Below are 19,032 nucleotides of genomic sequence, written 5' to 3' on the forward strand. Positions count from 1 at the left end.
CCTTTACTTCGCTCTTTCAATTGACCGCATGCAGCACTTATATCAAGCCCCTTGCTTTGACGAATTGTGCATGTAACGCCACGAGATTGAAGGTAATCTCTGAATTTTTCTACATTTTCTTGCGATGGTCTTTGATATGGGCTACCTTCATGTGGATTGAAAAGGATTAAATTCACCTTTGCTTTAATCCCGTGAAGTAGCTTTACAAGGGCTTTTGCGTCGCTAAGGTTGTCATTTATCTTATCCATTATTAGGTATTCGAACATAACTCTTTTTCTCATATCTATAGGGAATTGACGCACAGCATCCATCACACTAGCGATATTATAAGCCTTATTTACTGGCATCAATTTCTCTCTTAATTCATCTGTAACAGCGTGTAAAGATATAGCCAAAAGCACGCCCAAATCCATTTCGCCAAGCTTTTTAATCTGTGTAGCTAACCCACTTGTGCTAATAGTTTGGCGTCTTGCTCCTATAGCTAGACCATCATTATCTTTTAAAATATTTATAGTTTTTGATACATTATTTAGATTATCAAGAGGCTCTCCCATACCCATATATACGATATTTACTCTTCTTTCATATGGTATTTTATTTTCTCTTTTTATCCATAGAATTTGTCCTACGATCTCACCAGCGCTTAGATTACGGATGAATCCACCTTTAGCCGTTAGACAAAAGCTACATCCCATCTTACAACCCACTTGAGAGCTGACACAGATAGTGTATCTAGCGTGTTTTTCTACTTTGCCATTTTGATCCAAAATTTCATCTTTCATAGGCAAAAGAACGCTTTCAATTGTTTTGCCATCTTTAAGTTTAAAAAGATATTTTATACTTCCATCGCTACTAATCTCATTTTTGATCATCTCTAGTGGTTCGATATAAAATTCATTTTTTAATCTTTCTCTAATATCTTTTGGTAGATTGCTCATCTCATCAAATGATCTTGCATTTTTTTTATATATCCACTCGTAAATTTGCTTTGTTCTAAATTTTGGCTGGATAAATTCAGACAGCTCCGCCTGAGTATAATCAAGCAAATTTTTCATATAATTCCTTTTGATTTTAGATATTTTGTAATTATTTCTTTGGCTTGTGGATAATTTTTAATAAAATCATCATGTGCATTTTCATTGCAGTAGTTTGTGGAGCATAGAATGCATTCAAAATCTATTTTGAATAAATTTGCTACACATCGTATACTGTAAGCTTCCATATTTTCAGCTGTGAAACCTAAATTTTTAAATTTTTTTGAAATTTCAGCTGAATTTGTAATGAAGTTTGATGAATTTATTAAAATTGTTTTTTGTGAAACATTAGGCAAATTTATCTTGATAGGAGTGTAGCTAAGCCCTATAATTCCACTAATTTCATAGTTAAATGCTAAAGAACTTTGGTAAATTTTAAGCAAATTTTCATTGCCATAAATTCCGCAACTTCCAATAAATATAATCTTTTTTGGTAGTTGTTTTAAATTAAGTAAAATTTTAGTTAAATTTATTGCTGATTCAACCATTCCAATTCCAATTGTTGTAGCAAATTGAAAACTCTCCATTTCTCCAGCACAAACTATCAAAGTATTGCTATTAAGCTTATTTTGACTCAAATTCTAACCCCGATTCCATTATCTTTTAAAAATTCTTTTAATTTCATAATTTCAATCTCTTTATAATGAAATATGCTAGCTGCAAGCGCTGCATCAGCTCCATTTTGAAAAGCTTGCAAAATATGCTCCATTGTGCCTGCTCCTCCACTAGCAATGACTGGAATTTGGATTGAGTTTGATATGGCCGATGTTATATTTAAGTCATATCCAGCCTTGGTTCCATCGCTATCCATAGAGGTTAAAAGTATCTCTCCAGCACCTAAATCATAGACTCTTTTAGCCCATTGTATCGCATCTAGTCCGGTATCTTTTCGTCCTCCATGAACAAATACATTATAACTACCATTGCTATTTTTTTTGACATCTATAGCAACTACAATGCATTGAGAACCAAATTTATTAGCAGCTTCATAAATTAAATTTGGATTATCAACAGCTGATGAGTTTAGGCTGACTTTATCACAGCCAACATTTAATAGCCTTGATATATCATCTATTTTACGAATTCCACCACCTACAGTAAGAGGGATAAATAGTTGTTTTGCGACCTCTTTTACTACATGTACTATGGTATCTCTTCCATCGCTACTAGCTGTAATGTCTAAAAAACATAGTTCATCAGCGCCTTCATCATTATATCTTTTGGCTACTTCGATTGGGTCACCAGCATCTTTTAACCCTACAAAATTAACACCTTTGACAACTCTTCCATTATTTACATCTAAGCAAGGTATGATTCTTTTAGCGAAATTTTCCATTTTTAAAACTTTTTATTTTTATTTTACTATAAATTCAGTCAAATTTAGCTAAAATAGCTACCTATGATACGTGCAAAAAAGAAATTTGGTCAGAATTTTTTAACCGATGAGAGCATAAAGCGTCAAATCATCCAAGCGATTCCCAATGATTTAGAAAGGATCGTAGAGATTGGGCCTGGCTTAGGTGATTTAACACAAAAGCTTGTACAACTGAGTGGAAAAATCGAGTGTTTTGAGATAGACAGCGAGCTTTATGAGATTTTGCTAGATAAATTTGCTAGTGAAATTTCGCAGCATAAACTAAAAATAACCAATATTGATGCCCTTGAATCTTGGCATGAGATATCTAGGCAGGACTATTTTTTAGTAGCGAATTTGCCATACTATGTAGCGACAAATATGATATTAAAAGCGCTTAGCGATAGCAGATGCAAGGGGCTTGTTGTTATGATTCAAAAAGAGGTAGCCTTGAAATTTAGCGCACAACCAGGCGATAGCGAGTTTAGTGCTTTGGCTATTTTAGCTGGAGTTAGGGGTGATGTAGAGTTGCTCTTTGATGTGCCTGCAACTGCGTTTAATCCAGAGCCAAAGGTTGTCTCAGCGGTGATTAGAATTATTAAAGATAGAAATTTAGTAGATGATTTTGAGCTTGGTGAATTTGAGCGGTTTTTAAGGTCTGCGTTTGTTGCTCCACGTAAAACTTTACTTAAAAATTTAGCTTGTTTTTGCTCAAAGTCTATTGTAGAGAGCTTTTTGGCTAAACATAATTTACCGCTTACTACTCGTCCTCATGAGCTTTGTGTCGCCTTATATTTAAAACTATTTAAAGAGGCTAAAAATGAACGAAGAGAATGCACAAACTCTAGGTGAAAAACCTAGCAAAAAAAGAAGATATCGCAATCATAAAGATAATCTAAAAAAAGAGGCGAAACACGCAGCTAAGGATCAAAATTCGCAAATTGATGAAGCTACCAAAACTGATGAGTCAAAAGAGCAAACCAAAAAAGCTAAAAAGCGTCGCAAAAATAGCAATCCAACAGTAAAAATCAGTGGCAACGAAGAGTGGCAAAAAGATATGAAAGCCGCCATAGAAGCAAATAAGGCTAGTCATGAGTTGCGTCTTGAACCACTCAAATACCTAAATTCAACCGAACACAAAATCACTATAACTCCGCTTGGCGGTCTTGGCGAGATCGGCGGAAATATGACTATTTTCGAGACAAATAACGATGCGATTATCATTGATATTGGTATGAGTTTTCCTACTGAGAGTATGCATGGCGTGGATATTTTGGTGCCAGATTTTGACTATGTTAGAAAGATCAAAGACAAAATCAGAGGCATTATCATCACTCACGCACACGAAGATCATATCGGTGCGGTGCCATATTTTTTCAAAGAATTTCAATTCCCAATTTATGCTACGCCACTTCCATTAGGGATGATAAGCAATAAATTTGAAGAGCATGGACTAAAGTCTTATAGAAGCTATTTTCGCCCGATTGAAAAGCGTAAGGTCTATGAGCTTGGGGAATTTGAATTTGAGCTTATACATATCACTCACTCTATAATCGACGCAAGTGCACTAGCTATCACTACAAAGGCTGGAACTATAATCCACACAGGCGATTTCAAGATCGATCACACCCCAATCGATGGCTATCCAACGGATTTAAATCGCTTAGCATATTATGGTGAAAGGGGCGTTTTATGCTTATTAAGTGACTCTACAAACAGCTACAAAGATGGAATTACAAAGAGTGAAAGTAGCGTTGGAAAGACCTTTGATTCTATATTTGCTACCGCTAAGGGCAGGGTGATAATGAGTACATTTAGCTCAAATATCCATAGAGTTTATCAAGCTATCGAGCGCGGTATAAAATATGGCCGTAAAGTCTGCGTGATAGGTAGAAGTATGGAGAGAAATCTATGGACGGCTATCGAGCTTGGATATGTGAATTTAGATCGCAAGATTTTTATCGATGCAAATGAAGTTGTCAAATATCCAGATAATGAGGTTTTAATAGTCACAACAGGCAGTCAAGGCGAGACAATGAGCGCTCTATATAGGATGGCAACTGATGAGCATAAATATATCAAAATCAAGCCAAGTGATCAAGTAATCATCAGCTCCAAAGCAATTCCTGGCAATGAAACTAGCGTATCAACGATTTTGAATTTCTTATTAAAAAGTGGAGCAAGTGTGGCTCATCAAGATTTTAGCGAAATTCATGTAAGCGGACACGCAGCCCAAGAGGAGCAAAAGCTTATGCTAAGGCTGATTAAACCTAAATTTTTCCTTCCAGTTCATGGCGAGTATAATCACATAGTCAAACACAAAGAGACAGCGATGAGCTGTGGAATTGATGAGAGAAATATATATTTGATGAGCGATGGAGATCAAGTTGAGGTTTGCCAACGCCATATCAAAAGAGTAAAAACAGTTAAAACTGGTAAGGTATTTATAGATAATCAGATAAACAAACAGATCGCTGATGATGTAGTAATTGATCGTCAAAAGTTAGCTGAGGCTGGAGTTGTTACTATCATTTCACAAATTGATAAAAATGCTAAAACTCTAATTCATAATAGAGTAATTAGCTATGGATTAGTAAGCGAAAGACATGCAAGAAGTCTAAGTAAAGAGCTTGAAGAGATATTGCTGCAATTTTTAACTAATGTCAAAGATGATATGCTAAATGACCAAAGGGCGTTAGAAAATCAAATTCGCCAAGTTATTAGAAAGCATATATTTAGAAAGCTTAAAAAATATCCGACAATTGTACCAGTTGTCTATCTGATGTAACGGAGTTAAAAATGGATATAGCTAAAATTGCAAGTGAAGTTTTAAATTTAGAAGCTGATGAGTTAAGGCGTCAGGCTGGTTTAGTTGGTAGCGAATTTCAAAAAGCTGTAAATTTAATTTATAGCTGCAAAGGCAAGCTAATAGTAACTGGAGTTGGCAAAAGCGGCCATATTGGAGCTAAGATTGCTGCTACTTTAGCAAGTACTGGAACGCCTAGCTTTTTTATCCATCCAACAGAGGCTATGCATGGTGATTTGGGGATGATTGGGAGTGATGATGCAGTTTTGGCTATTAGTTATAGTGGCGAAAGTAGCGAGTTATTAGCTATTCTTCCGCATATTAAAAGAAGAGATATAAAAATCATAGGCATCTCTAAATCAGGTTCAAGCTTAGCCAATTTAAGTGATGTAAATTTAAATATAGATATAGAGCGTGAAGCTTGTCCAATAGGTGCAGCGCCTACAGTATCAACTACGCTAACCTTAGCGCTTGGTGATGCGTTAGCTGTTTGCCTTATGAAGCTTAGAGATTTTAAAAGCGAGGATTTTGCAGCATTTCATCCAGGTGGCAGCCTTGGCAAAAGGCTATATCTAAAGGTAAAAGATACTATGAGAAAATCAAATTTACCAATTGCCAAAGATGATATATCGTTAAAATCAGCCATTACAGCAATGAGCGAAGGTAGATTAGGTAGTGTGATTTTAGTAGATAATGATGGCAAGCTTAGTGGAATTTTAAGCGATGGAGATTTAAGAAGAGCATTAGAACAAGATGGCTTTGATATTAACTCTAAGGCTATAGAATTTGCAACCAAAAATCCAAAAACTCTAGATAATCCAGATATGTTAGCATATGATGCATTTAGATTAATAGAAGAGTATAAGATTCAAATTCTCATAATACAAAAAGATCAAAAACCAATAGGTCTTTTACATATTCATGATTTAACGAGCTTAGGGCTATAAAATGCGTATCAATAAATTTATCTCACACAATACAAACTACTCACGCCGTGAGGCTGATGAGCTTATCAAGGCTGGTAAGGTCAGTATAAATGGGCGAATTATAAGCGACTTATCAACCGATATCAAAGATGGTGATAAGGTAAAAATCGGCTCAAGGCTAGTTAAGCTCAAAAAAGAATTTAGCGTCATAGTCTATAACAAGCCAAAAGGCGAGCTAGTAACCAAAAGGGACGATCGTGGTAGAAGGACGATTTATGATAGTTTGCCACGGGGATTTTCTAAATTTATCAGTATAGGTAGGCTAGATTTTGCTAGTGAGGGGCTTTTGCTTTTGACTGACGCTCCTGTGATTGCTCAGGCTCTTATGGATAGCGATATAGAGCGTGAGTACTACCTAAAAATTAAAGGCAATATCACAGAACAAGTGATAAATGCGATGCGTGAAGGCTTTTTTGCTAAGGATGCTACCAAAGGAGCTCATGCTAAAACAAAGCAAATTTCAATGGAATTTAAACCATTTTTAGCCTATAGAATCATAAGCCAAAGTGGTGGCTACACGAGGCTAAAAGTCATCATAAATGAGGGACAAAATAGAGAGTTAAGAAGGTTTTTTGGCTATTTTGATTTAGAGGTTATGGATCTAAAGCGAGTTAGCTTTGGTAGGGTTAGCTTAGATCAATTAAGCGAGGGGAAATGGCGGTATTTTACTAATTCTGAATATGATGATTTAAGAGATTTTTTAAAGCAAAATGGAGTGAGGTATTAAGTAAGATGGTTCCAAAATTTAATGAAATGGCTTTTGTAATTTTGAAATTTGCTATGAGTAAAGATGTTTTTACTCGTCAAGATGTTTATGCTTTTGTAGCTGATTATTATAAATTTAGTCAAGAGGATTTGGAAAAAACTACAAAACGAGGACAGCAATTATATAAAAATAGGGCAGATTGGGCTATTACTTATTTAATGGGTTCTGATAAAACAAATGGTAGTATAAATCGCATCATGAGAGGCGAGTACAAAATTACTGAATTTGGAATACAACTTAGCAAAGATGAAAATAAATTTAATAAATGGTTTTATGACAAGACGCCGACAAACCAAAATTTAGTAGACGATATCCAAACTCCAGATGAAAACCTAGAAGCAAATATCGAAGAGATACATTTAGAAGTGAAAGATGAGATCATTAGTCGAATTTTAGAGCGTGAGCCTAGATTTTTTGAGAATTTGGCTTTGGAGCTTATGAAAAAGATAGGCTATGACGTGGGTGGCTCTAGTTTAACCCAAAATGGTGCAGATGGCGGGATAGATGGTATTATAAATGAAGATTTATTTGGATTTTCTAAAATTTATATACAAGCTAAACGTTATGATAAGGGTAAAATCGGTCGTGATGCGCTTCAAGCATTTGCAGGAGCGCTTTCAAATAAACCAACAACAAAAGGGCTTTTTATAACTACTTCAACATTTACAAAAGAAGCTATAGAATTTGCTAAAGAACATCAAAATTATTCTATAGTTTTGATAGATAAATACAGACTTACTGATTTGATGCTAAAATATGAAGTTGGCGTGGAAGTCAAAGAGATCAAGAAAATTTATAAAATAGACGCTGATTTTTTTGAACAAGAAATTTAATAAAAGAATAATTATGCGTCGAAGTGATCGTGAATTAGATCAAGAGATTGCCTTGAAGATTATCGATGAGTGTCAGTATGCGACTCTTAGTTGTATAGATGAAAATAATGAGATATTTAGTATCCCTATTTCTATAGCTAGAGATGGTATGAGTATTTATATCCACGGAGCAAAAACTGGCTCAAAAGCTAGATTATATAAAGATGGTAAAATAGTAGAGCTAGTCGCTGTTAGCCATAACAGAGTCCCCACACCTAGTTATGAGTATTGTGAGAGTATCAAAGATAGTGCTAGTGAGCTTGGGAGTAGGGTTTTTACTACTGAATATCAAAGTGCCATAGCCAAAACCAAGGCTTATGAAGTTACTAATGAGAGTCAAAAGATAAAAGCTTTGGAGCTATTGTGTAAAAAATATACGCCAAATTATATGGATTATTTTGATACTGCGGCGATTGGATCGCTAAGTAAAATCAATATTTATGAATTAAAAATAGAGCATTTAAGTGCTAAAGCAAAGATTATCAAATAAATGATATTTTAAAGCAAAATATAAAGAGGTCTTAATGGTTAAATCAATTTTGTTTGTATGTCTTGGCAATATTTGTCGCTCGCCTTTGGCTGAATGAGTCGCAAGAAAGGCGCTCAATTTTTTAAGTTAAAATTAAGGAATTCTAGAAGGTTTTAGGGGATTCTAGGTTTTATTCTAGGAAATTCTAGAATTCCTAAGATAATTAAAATTAAAAGGATATAAAATGTATAAATGGAAAGATGGCTTTGAGCCTGATATTTGTATAATAGATGAGCATTGTAGATATGTGCTTGGCAAAAAAGGCAATAAAACAATGATTTGTATAGGGGCGAATCCTAGCGTAGCAAAAAGCAATGAGTCTGACAAGACTATGAGTAATATTTGTTCTATTTTAGCAAACAATGGCTATGACGGCTATGCGATGATAAATTTATATCCGCTAATATCTACTAACCCAGATGAACTAAAAGACTTTGATGAAAAAATTCATAAAACTAATTTAGAAAAAATCAAAGCTATATTAGCCGAGTTTAAAAATAGTGATATTTTGCTTTGCTATGGTGATGTTTTAAATAAGCGTAAATATTTGAAAGAACCTTGCTTAAAAGATATTTTAAAGCTTTTTGATGGACATAAAATAAAATGTCTTGGAACCACACAAAAAGGCTTACCAAAGCATCCATCACGCATAAGCACTAAAAGCGAAATAATTGATTATAAAATAAAAACCGACAATAAATAGTCTGTAATTTTAGCTAGAATTCTACTTGTAAAACCTAAAACCAAAGGATAATCAATGTTTGCGTATATTCACGGATATGGCTCAAATAAAAACGGCAGAAGTGGAAAGGTGCTAAAAGAGCTTTTAGGGGCAAGGGGCGAAGTTTTAGAGCCACTTGGCTGGGATAGTAATGCCACTTATGATGAGATTTACGCTGATTTAAAGTCGCAAATTCTAGATTTGCAAATTCACACAAATGATAGTCTAACGCTAATTGGCTCATCGCTTGGTGGATATCTCTCAGCTCGTTTTGGTATGGATTTGGGGCTAAAATCTGTGCTTTTTAATCCATCTTTAACACCTCGCTTTCGTATCCCTAGTGTGCCTGATTTGGTGCTTGATAAGCCTATAAATGCGCTTATTTTTGTATCTGCTGATGATGAGCTTTTAGCTCAAAATGATATAAAAGTAAAAGCACTTTTTGGCTCTAAGGCGCAAATATTCATCACTCACACCACTCATAGAGTGATGGACTATGAGCCTTTTATAGCTAGAATTCTAGAATTTGCTAAAAACTAGAATTCTAGTTGTATTTTGATATAATACTATTTTTATTTAAGGGGAATAATATGCTTGAATTTAGCGTTAAAATCGATCCTAGCTTAGAAAAAGTAGCGATAAACGCAATAAAAGATGTGCTAAAAAAAATTGACCCAAGTGCGATTTTTGTGCAAAATAGTGGGCTTAGCAAAAACGATGAAGATGATTTTAAAGAGCTTTTAAAGGACAAAAAAGCTGGAAAATTAGAGTTTATAAACGCTGATGAAATGTGGGCAAATATAGATAAAACAATAGCAAAATACGAATGAAAATAATTTATAGTAAGAAATTTCAAAATTCCTTAGCGAATATAGTAGATTTCATCGCACAAGACAGCCCAAAAAGAGCTAGAGAATTTGCCACAAACCTTAAATCAAACAATCGCTTTTATGCCCTATAAGCATAGAAAAAACTTCATAGCAAATGATGAAAATATCCGTGATTTTATTTTTAAGGGTTATGTAATTATCTTTGAAATAAATGAAAATATTGAAATCTTAAACATTTATAAGCACAATTTGCCTAAATGATAAATTTAAAAACGACAATAAATAGTCTGCAATTCTAGCTAGAATTATGTTATAATTGCCAAAATGCAAAAAATGTATCGGCAGAAAGGATAATAAAATGGATACAAATCTTACAAACTACTTGGAATTCTTAGAAAATTCTAGCAAATTCAAAGCGATGGATAAAGCTGCGAAGGCGCAAATGCTAAGCCAAATAAATGAACTTATCAAAAGCGACGCTCTTTGGGTGCGAAACTCACACAAAGATGAGATTAAAAGGCGCATTTCAAAGGCTCTTTTTGCTAGGCTTTATAGTGACAAAAAAGATGAAATCATCGCAAAAATCAAAGAAGAAAAAATTGCTATTTTTAGCGTGTTTAGCAAAGAACCAAACCAAAAATACCCAAAAGAGCTAAAAGAGCTTAGAAAGCGTGGAGATATAGAATTTGCCGTAGCTTTTGGCAGGGGCAAGGACGATAGCGGCGAGAATATTTTTGCCACTACTTTTATCGCATTTGCCAAATCAGTAAGCCTGCCTATCTCGCCTATCGCCCAAAGGGTAGCTTGCAAGTATGAGTGCGGTGGCAAGTATATTTACGGAATAAATAGATTTAAAATTTATGATGCTTTTGATGAGAGTAGCGAGTTCTATGGCATTGCCAAAAAGTGCGATATAATCAATTTTGATAAGCAATGCGAGATAAATTTGGCTTTGCTTAAAGAGCTGATTTTTCTGCCTGATTGGATAAAGGACTTTGCTTTTACTCACGCTAAGGCGCTGTTTTATGAGCGGCTCTGCGATGAGATAATAAGCGCAAATAGGCAAGTAATCGGCTCTGTCACCGGACAAACTGCTCGCTCGCTGTGGAGCGATAACTACGATGTAAGCTCGTATTTTAAAACCCCAGAGCCAAGCAATACCACGCTAAGTGATGTATTTAAAGTGATAGCAGACAAAATGGAAGAAGATAGGAATTTAAGTGGTTTATACAAAGAGAGCTAGAAAAAGACTTTAAATAGTCTGCTTGTTTTGTTAAAATTGATACTTTAAAAAAGTTATAGTTTTACTATAATCATAAAATTTTTTGAAATTCTAAAACTAAATCTTTTAAGGAGAGAAAATGACTAAAATATTGCTAAACAAAGTTTTTGTTGGTGAGTATTTAGATAAAAATATTGGTCACGAAGCAGTATGTCTTTTTAAGGCGGATAATGGTGAGCATTATATTTATGTAACACCTTATGGTGAAGTTAGTAAAACAAATGAGCTTAAAGAGAATGATTATATTCTTTTAGTAAGAAGTGGTATACAAAAAAAATTTCTAGAAGTCATAGGCTATGCTACTGGATTAGAGTGTATTTGTAGTAAAGAATTTTTAAAATGTAAGAATAACAATAAAAACGATAAAATAAAAGCGCAAAAAGAATGGATAGAAAACAATAATATACGATATGGTGGCGCATTACTTACTGAAATATTAGAAAGTAAAAATACAAAAAAATCGGATGGAACAGAGTATAAAAAAACAGCATTTTATACTTCATTTAGAGCCAAAAAAGTGAAGTTAGCAAAGGAAAAAATATACATTACTAGAGATGAGAATGAGGAAAAGAAGGATGGAGAATATGAAAATATATGTTATATCCCTTATACTTTTACAAGAAATACTCAGTATTTGTATGATGGCTTACTTTTGGGGAAAAATAAAGATAAAGTAAAATTAGAAAAACTTATTAAAGTTATTGAAAATGATAAATTCTGGGACGATAATATTAAAAAAATCAATCTAGAGGCTGAAGATTTTGAAAGCCTTGTAAAAAATGAAAATTTAAGTTTTATGAAAATTATAGGCAAACAAAATGATGAACTGGCATTTTCGAGCTGGATAAGCTACTGGCTTGATGAAGATAGAGAGTTGTTAGCTAAATTTTGCCAAAAATTTACCAACACGGAAATAGACAAAGAAAATACTAGGATTTTTAGAGAATATGAAAATATAGATATTTACATAAAAGATGACAAAAATGCTATCGTGATAGAAAATAAAATTAAATCTGGTATAAATGGTATAAAGCAAGATGAAGAAACAAACGAAATAACAAGCCAGCTCGATAAATATTATGGTGTTGCCAAAGAAAAAGATAATGAAGAAAAAGAAAGAGAAGTTAAATGTATTTTACTTTTACCAAACCATCACAATATAGTAAAAGAATATGCAACGGAAAACAGCGAAAAAATATATAAGACTTCAAAGGACATTGAATACAAAATTCTAACATATACCGATATTTATGGCTTCTTTAAAGAATATTTTGAAGATAATAAGCCAAAAACAGATTTTGAAGAAGCAATGCGCAAGGAGTTTCTAAAAGCCTTAGAGCCACATACAAAACCATATCAAAATGAGCTTTACGAAACAGCTATGTATAGATTGGCAAAAAAAATTATAAGTTTGAATAAATAACATTAGGAATGAGTATTTTAAATGCTCATTCCTAATCTAAAATTCTCATAAAGCCAAAAAACCGACAATGAATAGTCTGCTTTATATGTTAGAATTCCTATAAAATTTATAAAATCAAAGGAATTCTAGATGGAAAAATATCGGCCAAAAAGTTTAGCCCAGCTAAAAGCTCTTGTAAAAGATGAGAGCGTGTATCTAGGCGATATCGATACTAATCTTATTGCCGATATGACTTCGCTCTTTGAGCCTGATGATATGTTTGGTGGCTGTGATTGCGCCGTTCCTAGCTGGTATAATAAAATGAAAGGATGAAAAATGGGCATCTCAAAATCTCTATATATAAATGATATGCAGTGTCCTAAGCTGCTGTGGCTAAGTAAGCACCGCAAGGGCGATGAGAGTGTGTTTGCGCCAAATGCTAGCTTGGAGGCTGTTTTTGAGCGTGGAAATGAAGTTGGTGAGCTAGCGTGCGAGCTATTTAAAGGCGGAGAGCGCATTGAGTGGGAGGGCACGAGCTTTGATGAGAAAATCGCTAAAAAACGCAAAGAGCTACTAGCTTATTGCGGACTTGATACACTGGCGATGGTAAAGGTGCTCGAAGGACTAAAAGAGCTGGTAAAATAGGTATTTGCAGCTATAAAAATAGTCTGGAATTTTGGCTAGAGTTATTAGTATTTTTAGGGAGTAAAGATGAAAAAAGTGCTTATTTTAAGTGGTGCTGGATTATCGGCTGAGAGTGGGCTAAGGACCTTTAGAGACTCTGACGGACTTTGGGAAGAGTATGATATAGAAGAGGTCTGCTCGGCTAGGGGTTTTAAAAAAGATAGGCAAAAAGTGCTAGATTTTTACGACAAGCGCAGGGCTCAGTTAGCTGGCTGTGAGCCAAACGAGGCTCACCGCATGATAGCTCGTATAAAGGCAAAATACCCTGAGCAAATCGCAGTACTAACGCAAAATGTAGATGATTTGTTAGAGCGGGCAGGCTGCATGGATGTCGTTCATTTACACGGATTTTTGCCTGAGATTTACTGTGAGCATTGCAAAAAAATAGAATATATCGGCTACGAGGCTATAAATGCTAGAGAGCATATTTGTAAATGTGGGTGTAAGAAGTTTCGCCACAATATCGTTATGTTTGGCGAAGCAGCACCTTTTTATGCTACTTTATACCACGAGCTAGAAGATTTACGATATGCTGAGGACTCTCTTTTTGTATGTATAGGCACGAGTGGTCAAGTGCTAGATGTGGCAAGCTTTGCGCGCTTTGCTAAAAATAGCATTTTAAACAACCTTGATAAAAGCGATATAGACCACGCATTTAACAAATGCTACATAGAAAAAGCCACAACTGCTGCGCCAAAAATAGAAGCTGATATAGAGAAGTTTTTTAGCTAGAGTTTTAGCAAAATAGCTATATAGAGCTTAAGAGATGCGCTTGTTTTAATATCCTTATTGGATACTGGGATGTAAGTAGTGTAGAAAACACAGAAAGCATGTTTAATGGAGCTAGGGCTTTTAATCAGCCCTTAGATAAGCCAGCAAATCTTAAAATTTAGTGTCGCATGTTTCATAATTGTAAAGGTTTTACCTACTTACTAAACGATAAAAAATGCAAAAAGATTACTTACCACGCTGTTATTTTATCTATGAAGCGATAAATAAATAGTGTGATAATTACTCACGCTATTTATTTGCTAACAAGGTGTATAATTTGCAAATTATACACCTGCTAAAATTTTTATAATAAAATATAAGAAATCGTGCTTTTCATAATGAAAATCTATTAAAAATACAACAAAATGGTTTGCCCAGGCTAAGCGCAAAGGTTGATTTTGAAAATAATGATTTTGCTATTAAGCGTATAAATCCAAACAAACTCATAACCTTTTTAGATGATATTTTAAAAGGATTTGAAATTAACTTAGTGGAGTAAAAGTGGGGAGGCGTCTCCCCATAAATCATTTTAATTATAGCGCAATTTTAGCCAAAAAGCAAGAGTTTTGCGATAAAATTGCGCTATTTTCTTTGTTTTATTCCGCCTAGCATGATACCACAAGTGATTGTATCGCTTGTTTGCTCTTGGCTTGTGTTTGTGCCGATATAGACATCATCAATCTTGTTGCCTAAGCACTCATTTATCGTTTCTATGGTGTTTTGCGCTATCTCAAATGGTAAATCAGGGCGAGTGCTAATGTGGATAAATGCTATTTTTGCGCTTTTTAGATTGTAAAGTTCGCTCTCTATATCAAAAAGCTCTTTGATTTTTAAGACTATGCTTTGCTCATTTGCTTTGATTTCTTTGATATAAGAAAGTCCGCCGATATCTAAAAAGTCCTTTAAATCGTTATGGTCAAAATAGATATCGTCTTGCTCATGTGCTTTGAAAAATGATTTTAGTAGTTGCATTGTTGTTCCTTTTTTAATATAAAATTATAGCAAAACAAAGCGACAATGTGTGTCGGTTTTTAGGCTTTTTAGATATATCTTGGGTTTATAAAAAAGCTACAAAATTAGCTATAATCACAAAAACTAAAAAGGGAAGAAAATGAGTAAAGTTAAATTAAAAGAGCTTTTAACGAAAGAGTCTTTGCTAGAAAATGGAGTTAATGGGTTAGAAGAAAAATTTGATGAAATTGCCAAAATTCTACTAACAAAAACAAAAATAGTAAAAGGCATAAGAGAATACTATATTACGGATATAGAATTCTACCTTTATTGCGATGGACATGAGGATATTATCACTTATCCACGAAATTGTGAGGCAGGCGATTGGTTTTTTCACGATAGTGGCGTAGATATAAGTTTTGGTAGCAATTTAAGTTTTGAAGACGATAAGGCGATTTTGGAAAATAATTCCTTTTTTGGCGGAATTTTACTGCGTGGAATAAAGCCAGTGGGTGGATATTCAAGCAGCAAAAACCTAACGGATGCCCCTAAAAATATTGTTGACGAACTTTTTGATAAATTTAGTGCTTTTGAAGAATCGGAGCATTTTTTAGTAAATTTTCCTCTTTTAAAAGAAGAGTCAGGTCATGACCTAAAAGATCGAAAACTGAACGATATTGTTACAAGAACTTATCGTCATCATATTTTACGGAAATGCGAAAACAATAAAATAATAAAAGGCTTTATAGGAAAAGAAGAAATTGATAGAATAAAAAGCAGCATAGAAGAAATAAAAAAATATTCAACTCCAAGAGCTGAGTTGATTCTATCAGATAGGTATGTAATTAACAATGATAAAGGAAAAGAGAATATAATAAATGCTTTTGCTGATAGTGCTCTAAAGCCTTACCGCTACACAGTAAAATTAAACTAAATAACTTACTAGAATTCTAGAATTCTCTTAGGGGAATTCTAGAATTTTCCCCTAAGAAATTCATAAGAAATTTTTCAGTTTTACTACATTTTTACGCCGTTATAATCTCACAAAAAAAGGCGCAAAAATGAATGATTTTGATACAAACTTTGTGTATATCTCAAGGCTTTTGCGAAGTGATTTTAAGCCCTTTTGCGATGAGCTAACTGGGCTTTTTGATAAGCTTGGCATTGCATGGGATTTTTTAGATGGCACGAGAGATATCTGGGTGCGTGATTTCATGCCAGTTCAGCTGAGCAAAGATAGCTTTTGGGGCTACAAATATAGCCCTGATTATCTGCTGGGCAAAGAGCGATATATCAGCGACCAAGCCAAAATCGCTAAGAGTATAAAACTAGAATTCCGCCCTAGCGATATAGTCTTTGATGGTGGAAATATCGTCTTTGCTGGCGAGTATGCGCTGGTCTGCGATAAGGTTTTTGCTGAGAATTCTAGAAGCAAAAATGACAAAGAGTTTATAGCTCGCTTAGAAAAAGAGCTTGGCAAAAAGCTGATTTTCTTGCCTTGGAGAGCGCACCCTAGCGATAAAAATGGCGATATTTACGGACATAGTGATGGCTTTGTCAAATACTTCGGAAAGAACAAAATTCTAATGTCAAGCCACGCTGATAGCTATCCTAGCGAAGCGCAAGATATAAAGCTAATTCTAGAATTCCATGGATTTAGCGTGGAGCAGATGAGCTTTGCCAAGCCTTGTTATGAATACGACTGGGCATATATAAACTTCTTACAAATAGGCTCGCATATCATCATGCCTAGCTTTGGCGGTGCTAATGATGAAATAGCAAAGGAATTTATAGCTAGAGCTTTTGTGGGGGCAAAAATATCTAGCATAAACTGCCAAAAAATCGCTAGTTTAGGCGGTGCCTTACACTGCGTAGCGTGGAATATTTTTAAAAAATCTAATGCTGCAAACGACAAATTTATGTCTGCTTAGTCTTGTATAATACTATAAAAATTCAAAGGAGCTAAAATGAAAGTTTACACGCCAACTGGTCTAAGAGATAAAATTAAGCTATGGGCACTAAGAGCGATATTTGAGTGCGATGGAGTGTATGATCTGGTGATTAGAAATGATGATGTTCGTGAGCTTTTTAGGATTCCTTGTGATTTGGAGAAAAAAGACGCTCCAAAGGTAAGCAAAATGCTAAAAGACGAGCTAAGACGCCTTGAAGAGCTAAATGAGGCTGGTAAAATAGGCTCTAATGCTAACCTAAACGCAAACTTAGAGCTAGTAAAAAACACTCTTGGTCTAAGTCAAACTGAGCGTGATTTGCTAGAGTTTTTTGCTGCATCAAAGTCTATAGGAGTGTTAAAAGAGCTGATGAGAGATATCAAGGTGGATACTTTTGAACTAAGCTTTTTCATCTCAAAGGTGCTTGGAGCAAGGCTAAATCTAGTAAAATCTGCGCTAAAGTCTAACTCGGCTCTGCTTTCTTGTAAAATAATTAAGCTTAATAAAAGTTGCTATAGACCTGATTTTGACGACTTGATAGAGTTTTGCGATGATGATTTTCCTTTTAATTTAGTAGAGCTTAAAAAGCCTAGTATTGATATGCTTTTTGCTGGGATTTTGCGCAAGTGTTCTAGTTCAAAGCTTGAAATAAGTGATTATGAGCATTTGAGTATAAAGACTGATGACATCTTAAAGTATTTAAAAAACTGCCAAAAAGGCGCAAATATCTTACTTCATGGTTTGCCTGGCACTGGCAAAACCGAGTTTTGTAAGGTTATTGCTAGCAGGCTTAAAAAAGAGCTTTTTGAGGTGGCATTTTGCGATGATGATGGGGATAGTCTAAACTCACTTGAGAGATTTTCTAGCTTAATTTGCGCAAATGCTCTGTTGGAAGCGAAAAATAGCGTTATTTTGTTTGATGAAGTGGAGGATATTTTTAGAGATAGGCATATTTCAAAGGCTCTCATAAACCGCACGCTTGAAGAAAATAGAGTGCCTACATTTTGGCTTACAAATGATGTTTATAGCATGGATAATGCGTATATTAGGCGATTTGATATGGTAATAGAGTTTAAAATTCCGCCAAAAACTAAGCGCAAAGAGCTAATAAAAAATTACACAAAAGGGGCTGTGTGCGAAAAAACTATAAATAAACTAGCCAAAAACAAAGATATCGCCCCAGCTCTAATAAGTAGCGCAAGCAAGGTGCTAAATACCCTAAAAGTAGCAGATGAAAAAGAGCGAAATAAGCTCTTTACTACGCTAATAAATGCTAATCTAAACGCCCAAGGCAAACTACGCATAGAGAGCAAAAAGTCTAAAAAAAGCAAGGGCACAGAACTGCCGCAAAGCTACGATACTAGCTATATAAATACTAGTATAGACCCGCAAGCTATGGTAGCAGGGATAAAAGAAAGACCAAATGCTAGAATCTGCCTATATGGCGTAGCTGGCACTGGCAAAAGTGCCTATGCTAAGTTTGTAGCTAGCGAGCTAGGCTGCGAAATAATCATCAAAAAAGCTAGTGAAATCCTAGGTATGTATGTGGGGCAAACTGAAAAAAACATAGCAAATGCCTTTAAAGAGGCTAAAAATAAAAAGGCGGTGCTTGTTTTTGACGAGGTTGATAGCTTTTTGCAAGATAGAAGCAGCGCAAATCGCTCGTGGGAGATAAGTCAAGTAAATGAAATGCTTGTTCAAATGGAAAGCTTTAATGGTGTTTTTATAGCTACAACCAACCTTTGTGAAAGCCTTGATAAAGCGAGTTTAAGGCGCTTTGATATGAAAATTGAGTTTGGGTATTTAAAGCCTGAGCAAGCTAGCGCATTATTTAAAAAAGAATGCGAGCTTTTGGGGCTTGAAATAAGTGCTGGTGCTTTAGAGTGTGTAAGCTCTCTAAGAGCCTTAGCCCCTGGCGACTTTGCAGCGGTTAAAAGAGCAAATGCCTTTTATCCTATAAAAGATAGCGATGACTTTGCTAAACGCTTGGCTGATGAAGTAAAGATAAAAAACACTGAGAGTGGCAGCAAACTAGGCTTTGTGAGATAGGGAATTCTAGAATTAGCTGAGGATAAAGGTAAAAATTTACAATTTT

General features: G+C 34.7%; 23 protein-coding genes. 19 read left to right on the forward strand and 4 right to left on the reverse strand.

Annotated elements, in window-relative coordinates; all coding sequences use genetic code 11:
- The 3 genes from rlmN to hisF form a co-directional block, all read right to left on the reverse strand.
- On the reverse strand, positions 1 to 1,055 hold a 1,055-nt coding region (rlmN, locus tag CIGNP103_RS03625), incomplete at its 3' end, for a 23S rRNA (adenine(2503)-C(2))-methyltransferase RlmN (protein WP_086268600.1).
- Entirely contained in the window at positions 1,052 to 1,582 is a 531-nt protein-coding gene (locus CIGNP103_RS03630; protein ID WP_086241624.1) for a phosphorylase family protein, read from the reverse strand. The genes rlmN and CIGNP103_RS03630, both read right to left, overlap by 4 nt.
- A 26-nt stretch (positions 1,583 to 1,608) precedes the next feature.
- Positions 1,609 to 2,370 (reverse strand): imidazole glycerol phosphate synthase subunit HisF, encoded by a 762-nt coding sequence (hisF, locus tag CIGNP103_RS03635; protein WP_086241575.1) that lies wholly within the window; start codon positions 2,368 to 2,370, stop codon positions 1,609 to 1,611.
- A gap of 63 nt (positions 2,371 to 2,433) precedes the next feature.
- Between hisF and rsmA the strand changes: the two genes are divergently transcribed.
- From rsmA to CIGNP103_RS03720, 16 genes are all read left to right on the forward strand, one after another.
- Complete coding sequence (gene rsmA / locus CIGNP103_RS03640) at positions 2,434 to 3,240, forward strand: 16S rRNA (adenine(1518)-N(6)/adenine(1519)-N(6))-dimethyltransferase RsmA (protein ID WP_086241574.1); 807 nt, start codon at positions 2,434 to 2,436, stop codon at positions 3,238 to 3,240.
- A complete protein-coding gene (locus CIGNP103_RS03645; protein WP_086241573.1) occupies positions 3,209 to 5,176 on the forward strand; it encodes a ribonuclease J in 1,968 nt (655 codons plus the stop codon). Before rsmA ends, CIGNP103_RS03645 begins: the two co-directional genes overlap by 32 nt.
- Before the next feature lie 11 nt (positions 5,177 to 5,187).
- Positions 5,188 to 6,141 (forward strand): KpsF/GutQ family sugar-phosphate isomerase, encoded by a 954-nt coding sequence (locus CIGNP103_RS03650; protein ID WP_086253587.1) that lies wholly within the window; start codon positions 5,188 to 5,190, stop codon positions 6,139 to 6,141.
- Between the two features lies 1 nt (position 6,142).
- Positions 6,143 to 6,907, forward strand: coding sequence for a pseudouridine synthase (locus tag CIGNP103_RS03655; protein WP_086268601.1), 765 nt, complete (start codon positions 6,143 to 6,145; stop codon positions 6,905 to 6,907).
- 5 nt (positions 6,908 to 6,912) lie between these two features.
- Positions 6,913 to 7,779 carry a restriction endonuclease gene (locus tag CIGNP103_RS03660; protein ID WP_059434219.1) on the forward strand — a complete coding sequence of 289 codons (867 nt, stop codon included), beginning with the start codon at positions 6,913 to 6,915 and terminating at the stop codon, positions 7,777 to 7,779.
- A gap of 13 nt (positions 7,780 to 7,792) precedes the next feature.
- Positions 7,793 to 8,308 carry a pyridoxamine 5'-phosphate oxidase family protein gene (locus CIGNP103_RS03665; protein WP_086243323.1) on the forward strand — a complete coding sequence of 172 codons (516 nt, stop codon included), beginning with the start codon at positions 7,793 to 7,795 and terminating at the stop codon, positions 8,306 to 8,308.
- Positions 8,309 to 8,342: 34 nt separating this feature from the next.
- Positions 8,343 to 8,405: an arsenate reductase/protein-tyrosine-phosphatase family protein gene (locus CIGNP103_RS03670; RefSeq protein WP_086268643.1), complete on the forward strand. Its 63-nt coding sequence runs from the start codon at positions 8,343 to 8,345 to the stop codon at positions 8,403 to 8,405.
- Between the two features lie 126 nt (positions 8,406 to 8,531).
- Positions 8,532 to 9,050 (forward strand): DUF1643 domain-containing protein, encoded by a 519-nt coding sequence (locus tag CIGNP103_RS03675; protein ID WP_086268602.1) that lies wholly within the window; start codon positions 8,532 to 8,534, stop codon positions 9,048 to 9,050.
- A 54-nt stretch (positions 9,051 to 9,104) separates the two neighbouring features.
- Positions 9,105 to 9,608 (forward strand): YqiA/YcfP family alpha/beta fold hydrolase, encoded by a 504-nt coding sequence (locus CIGNP103_RS03680; protein WP_086235488.1) that lies wholly within the window; start codon positions 9,105 to 9,107, stop codon positions 9,606 to 9,608.
- A 50-nt stretch (positions 9,609 to 9,658) separates the two neighbouring features.
- Positions 9,659 to 9,898 (forward strand): hypothetical protein, encoded by a 240-nt coding sequence (locus CIGNP103_RS03685; RefSeq protein WP_086238470.1) that lies wholly within the window; start codon positions 9,659 to 9,661, stop codon positions 9,896 to 9,898.
- 358 nt (positions 9,899 to 10,256) lie between these two features.
- The gene (locus tag CIGNP103_RS03695) at positions 10,257 to 11,141 is read left to right on the forward strand and encodes a hypothetical protein (RefSeq protein WP_086268603.1); all 885 of its coding nucleotides are present in this window, start codon (positions 10,257 to 10,259) and stop codon (positions 11,139 to 11,141) included.
- Between the two features lie 118 nt (positions 11,142 to 11,259).
- On the forward strand, positions 11,260 to 12,603 hold the full coding sequence (locus CIGNP103_RS03700; RefSeq protein WP_086268604.1) for a PD-(D/E)XK nuclease family protein: 1,344 nt from the start codon (positions 11,260 to 11,262) through the stop codon (positions 12,601 to 12,603).
- A 129-nt stretch (positions 12,604 to 12,732) separates the two neighbouring features.
- Complete coding sequence (locus tag CIGNP103_RS03705) at positions 12,733 to 12,915, forward strand: hypothetical protein (protein ID WP_086268605.1); 183 nt, start codon at positions 12,733 to 12,735, stop codon at positions 12,913 to 12,915.
- Positions 12,916 to 12,918: 3 nt separating this feature from the next.
- On the forward strand, positions 12,919 to 13,227 hold the full coding sequence (locus tag CIGNP103_RS03710) for a hypothetical protein (protein WP_086268606.1): 309 nt from the start codon (positions 12,919 to 12,921) through the stop codon (positions 13,225 to 13,227).
- Positions 13,228 to 13,293: 66 nt separating this feature from the next.
- Positions 13,294 to 13,998 (forward strand): SIR2 family NAD-dependent protein deacylase, encoded by a 705-nt coding sequence (locus CIGNP103_RS03715; RefSeq protein WP_086268607.1) that lies wholly within the window; start codon positions 13,294 to 13,296, stop codon positions 13,996 to 13,998.
- A gap of 20 nt (positions 13,999 to 14,018) precedes the next feature.
- On the forward strand, positions 14,019 to 14,159 hold the full coding sequence (locus CIGNP103_RS03720) for a BspA family leucine-rich repeat surface protein (protein WP_086268644.1): 141 nt from the start codon (positions 14,019 to 14,021) through the stop codon (positions 14,157 to 14,159).
- 460 nt (positions 14,160 to 14,619) lie between these two features.
- Here the strand turns inward: CIGNP103_RS03720 and CIGNP103_RS03725 are convergent, their stop codons facing one another.
- Positions 14,620 to 15,009: a hypothetical protein gene (locus CIGNP103_RS03725; RefSeq protein ID WP_086241565.1), complete on the reverse strand. Its 390-nt coding sequence runs from the start codon at positions 15,007 to 15,009 to the stop codon at positions 14,620 to 14,622.
- A 139-nt stretch (positions 15,010 to 15,148) separates the two neighbouring features.
- Here CIGNP103_RS03725 and CIGNP103_RS03730 point away from each other — a divergent pair, with 139 nt between their 5' ends.
- From CIGNP103_RS03730 to CIGNP103_RS03740, 3 genes are all read left to right on the forward strand, one after another.
- Positions 15,149 to 15,922, forward strand: coding sequence for a hypothetical protein (locus CIGNP103_RS03730; protein ID WP_086241564.1), 774 nt, complete (start codon positions 15,149 to 15,151; stop codon positions 15,920 to 15,922).
- 127 nt (positions 15,923 to 16,049) lie between these two features.
- Positions 16,050 to 16,919 (forward strand): agmatine deiminase family protein, encoded by an 870-nt coding sequence (locus CIGNP103_RS03735; RefSeq protein WP_086268608.1) that lies wholly within the window; start codon positions 16,050 to 16,052, stop codon positions 16,917 to 16,919.
- 36 nt (positions 16,920 to 16,955) lie between these two features.
- The gene (locus CIGNP103_RS03740) at positions 16,956 to 18,986 is read left to right on the forward strand and encodes an AAA family ATPase (protein ID WP_086268609.1); all 2,031 of its coding nucleotides are present in this window, start codon (positions 16,956 to 16,958) and stop codon (positions 18,984 to 18,986) included.
- Positions 18,987 to 19,032: the final 46 nt, after the last annotated feature.

It is taken from the genome of Campylobacter sp. P0103 (assembly GCF_002139545.1).
GTDB classification, from domain to species: Bacteria; Campylobacterota; Campylobacteria; order Campylobacterales; family Campylobacteraceae; genus Campylobacter; species Campylobacter devanensis.

Excerpts from the sequence above, each read along its gene's own strand:
- hisF (WP_086241575.1), bottom strand. The coding sequence starts at position 2,370 with ATGGAAAATTTCGCTAAAAGAATCATACCTTGCTTAGATGTAAATAAT.
- rsmA (WP_086241574.1), top strand. The coding sequence starts at position 2,434 with ATGATACGTGCAAAAAAGAAATTTGGTCAGAATTTTTTAACCGATGAG.
- CIGNP103_RS03645 (WP_086241573.1), top strand. The coding sequence starts at position 3,209 with ATGAACGAAGAGAATGCACAAACTCTAGGTGAAAAACCTAGCAAAAAA.
- CIGNP103_RS03650 (WP_086253587.1), top strand. The coding sequence starts at position 5,188 with ATGGATATAGCTAAAATTGCAAGTGAAGTTTTAAATTTAGAAGCTGAT.
- CIGNP103_RS03655 (WP_086268601.1), top strand. The coding sequence starts at position 6,143 with ATGCGTATCAATAAATTTATCTCACACAATACAAACTACTCACGCCGT.
- CIGNP103_RS03660 (WP_059434219.1), top strand. The coding sequence starts at position 6,913 with ATGGTTCCAAAATTTAATGAAATGGCTTTTGTAATTTTGAAATTTGCT.
- CIGNP103_RS03665 (WP_086243323.1), top strand. The coding sequence starts at position 7,793 with ATGCGTCGAAGTGATCGTGAATTAGATCAAGAGATTGCCTTGAAGATT.
- CIGNP103_RS03675 (WP_086268602.1), top strand. The coding sequence starts at position 8,532 with ATGTATAAATGGAAAGATGGCTTTGAGCCTGATATTTGTATAATAGAT.
- CIGNP103_RS03680 (WP_086235488.1), top strand. The coding sequence starts at position 9,105 with ATGTTTGCGTATATTCACGGATATGGCTCAAATAAAAACGGCAGAAGT.
- CIGNP103_RS03685 (WP_086238470.1), top strand. The coding sequence starts at position 9,659 with ATGCTTGAATTTAGCGTTAAAATCGATCCTAGCTTAGAAAAAGTAGCG.
- CIGNP103_RS03695 (WP_086268603.1), top strand. The coding sequence starts at position 10,257 with ATGGATACAAATCTTACAAACTACTTGGAATTCTTAGAAAATTCTAGC.
- CIGNP103_RS03700 (WP_086268604.1), top strand. The coding sequence starts at position 11,260 with ATGACTAAAATATTGCTAAACAAAGTTTTTGTTGGTGAGTATTTAGAT.
- CIGNP103_RS03705 (WP_086268605.1), top strand. The coding sequence starts at position 12,733 with ATGGAAAAATATCGGCCAAAAAGTTTAGCCCAGCTAAAAGCTCTTGTA.
- CIGNP103_RS03710 (WP_086268606.1), top strand. The coding sequence starts at position 12,919 with ATGGGCATCTCAAAATCTCTATATATAAATGATATGCAGTGTCCTAAG.
- CIGNP103_RS03715 (WP_086268607.1), top strand. The coding sequence starts at position 13,294 with ATGAAAAAAGTGCTTATTTTAAGTGGTGCTGGATTATCGGCTGAGAGT.
- CIGNP103_RS03725 (WP_086241565.1), bottom strand. The coding sequence starts at position 15,009 with ATGCAACTACTAAAATCATTTTTCAAAGCACATGAGCAAGACGATATC.
- CIGNP103_RS03730 (WP_086241564.1), top strand. The coding sequence starts at position 15,149 with ATGAGTAAAGTTAAATTAAAAGAGCTTTTAACGAAAGAGTCTTTGCTA.
- CIGNP103_RS03735 (WP_086268608.1), top strand. The coding sequence starts at position 16,050 with ATGAATGATTTTGATACAAACTTTGTGTATATCTCAAGGCTTTTGCGA.
- CIGNP103_RS03740 (WP_086268609.1), top strand. The coding sequence starts at position 16,956 with ATGAAAGTTTACACGCCAACTGGTCTAAGAGATAAAATTAAGCTATGG.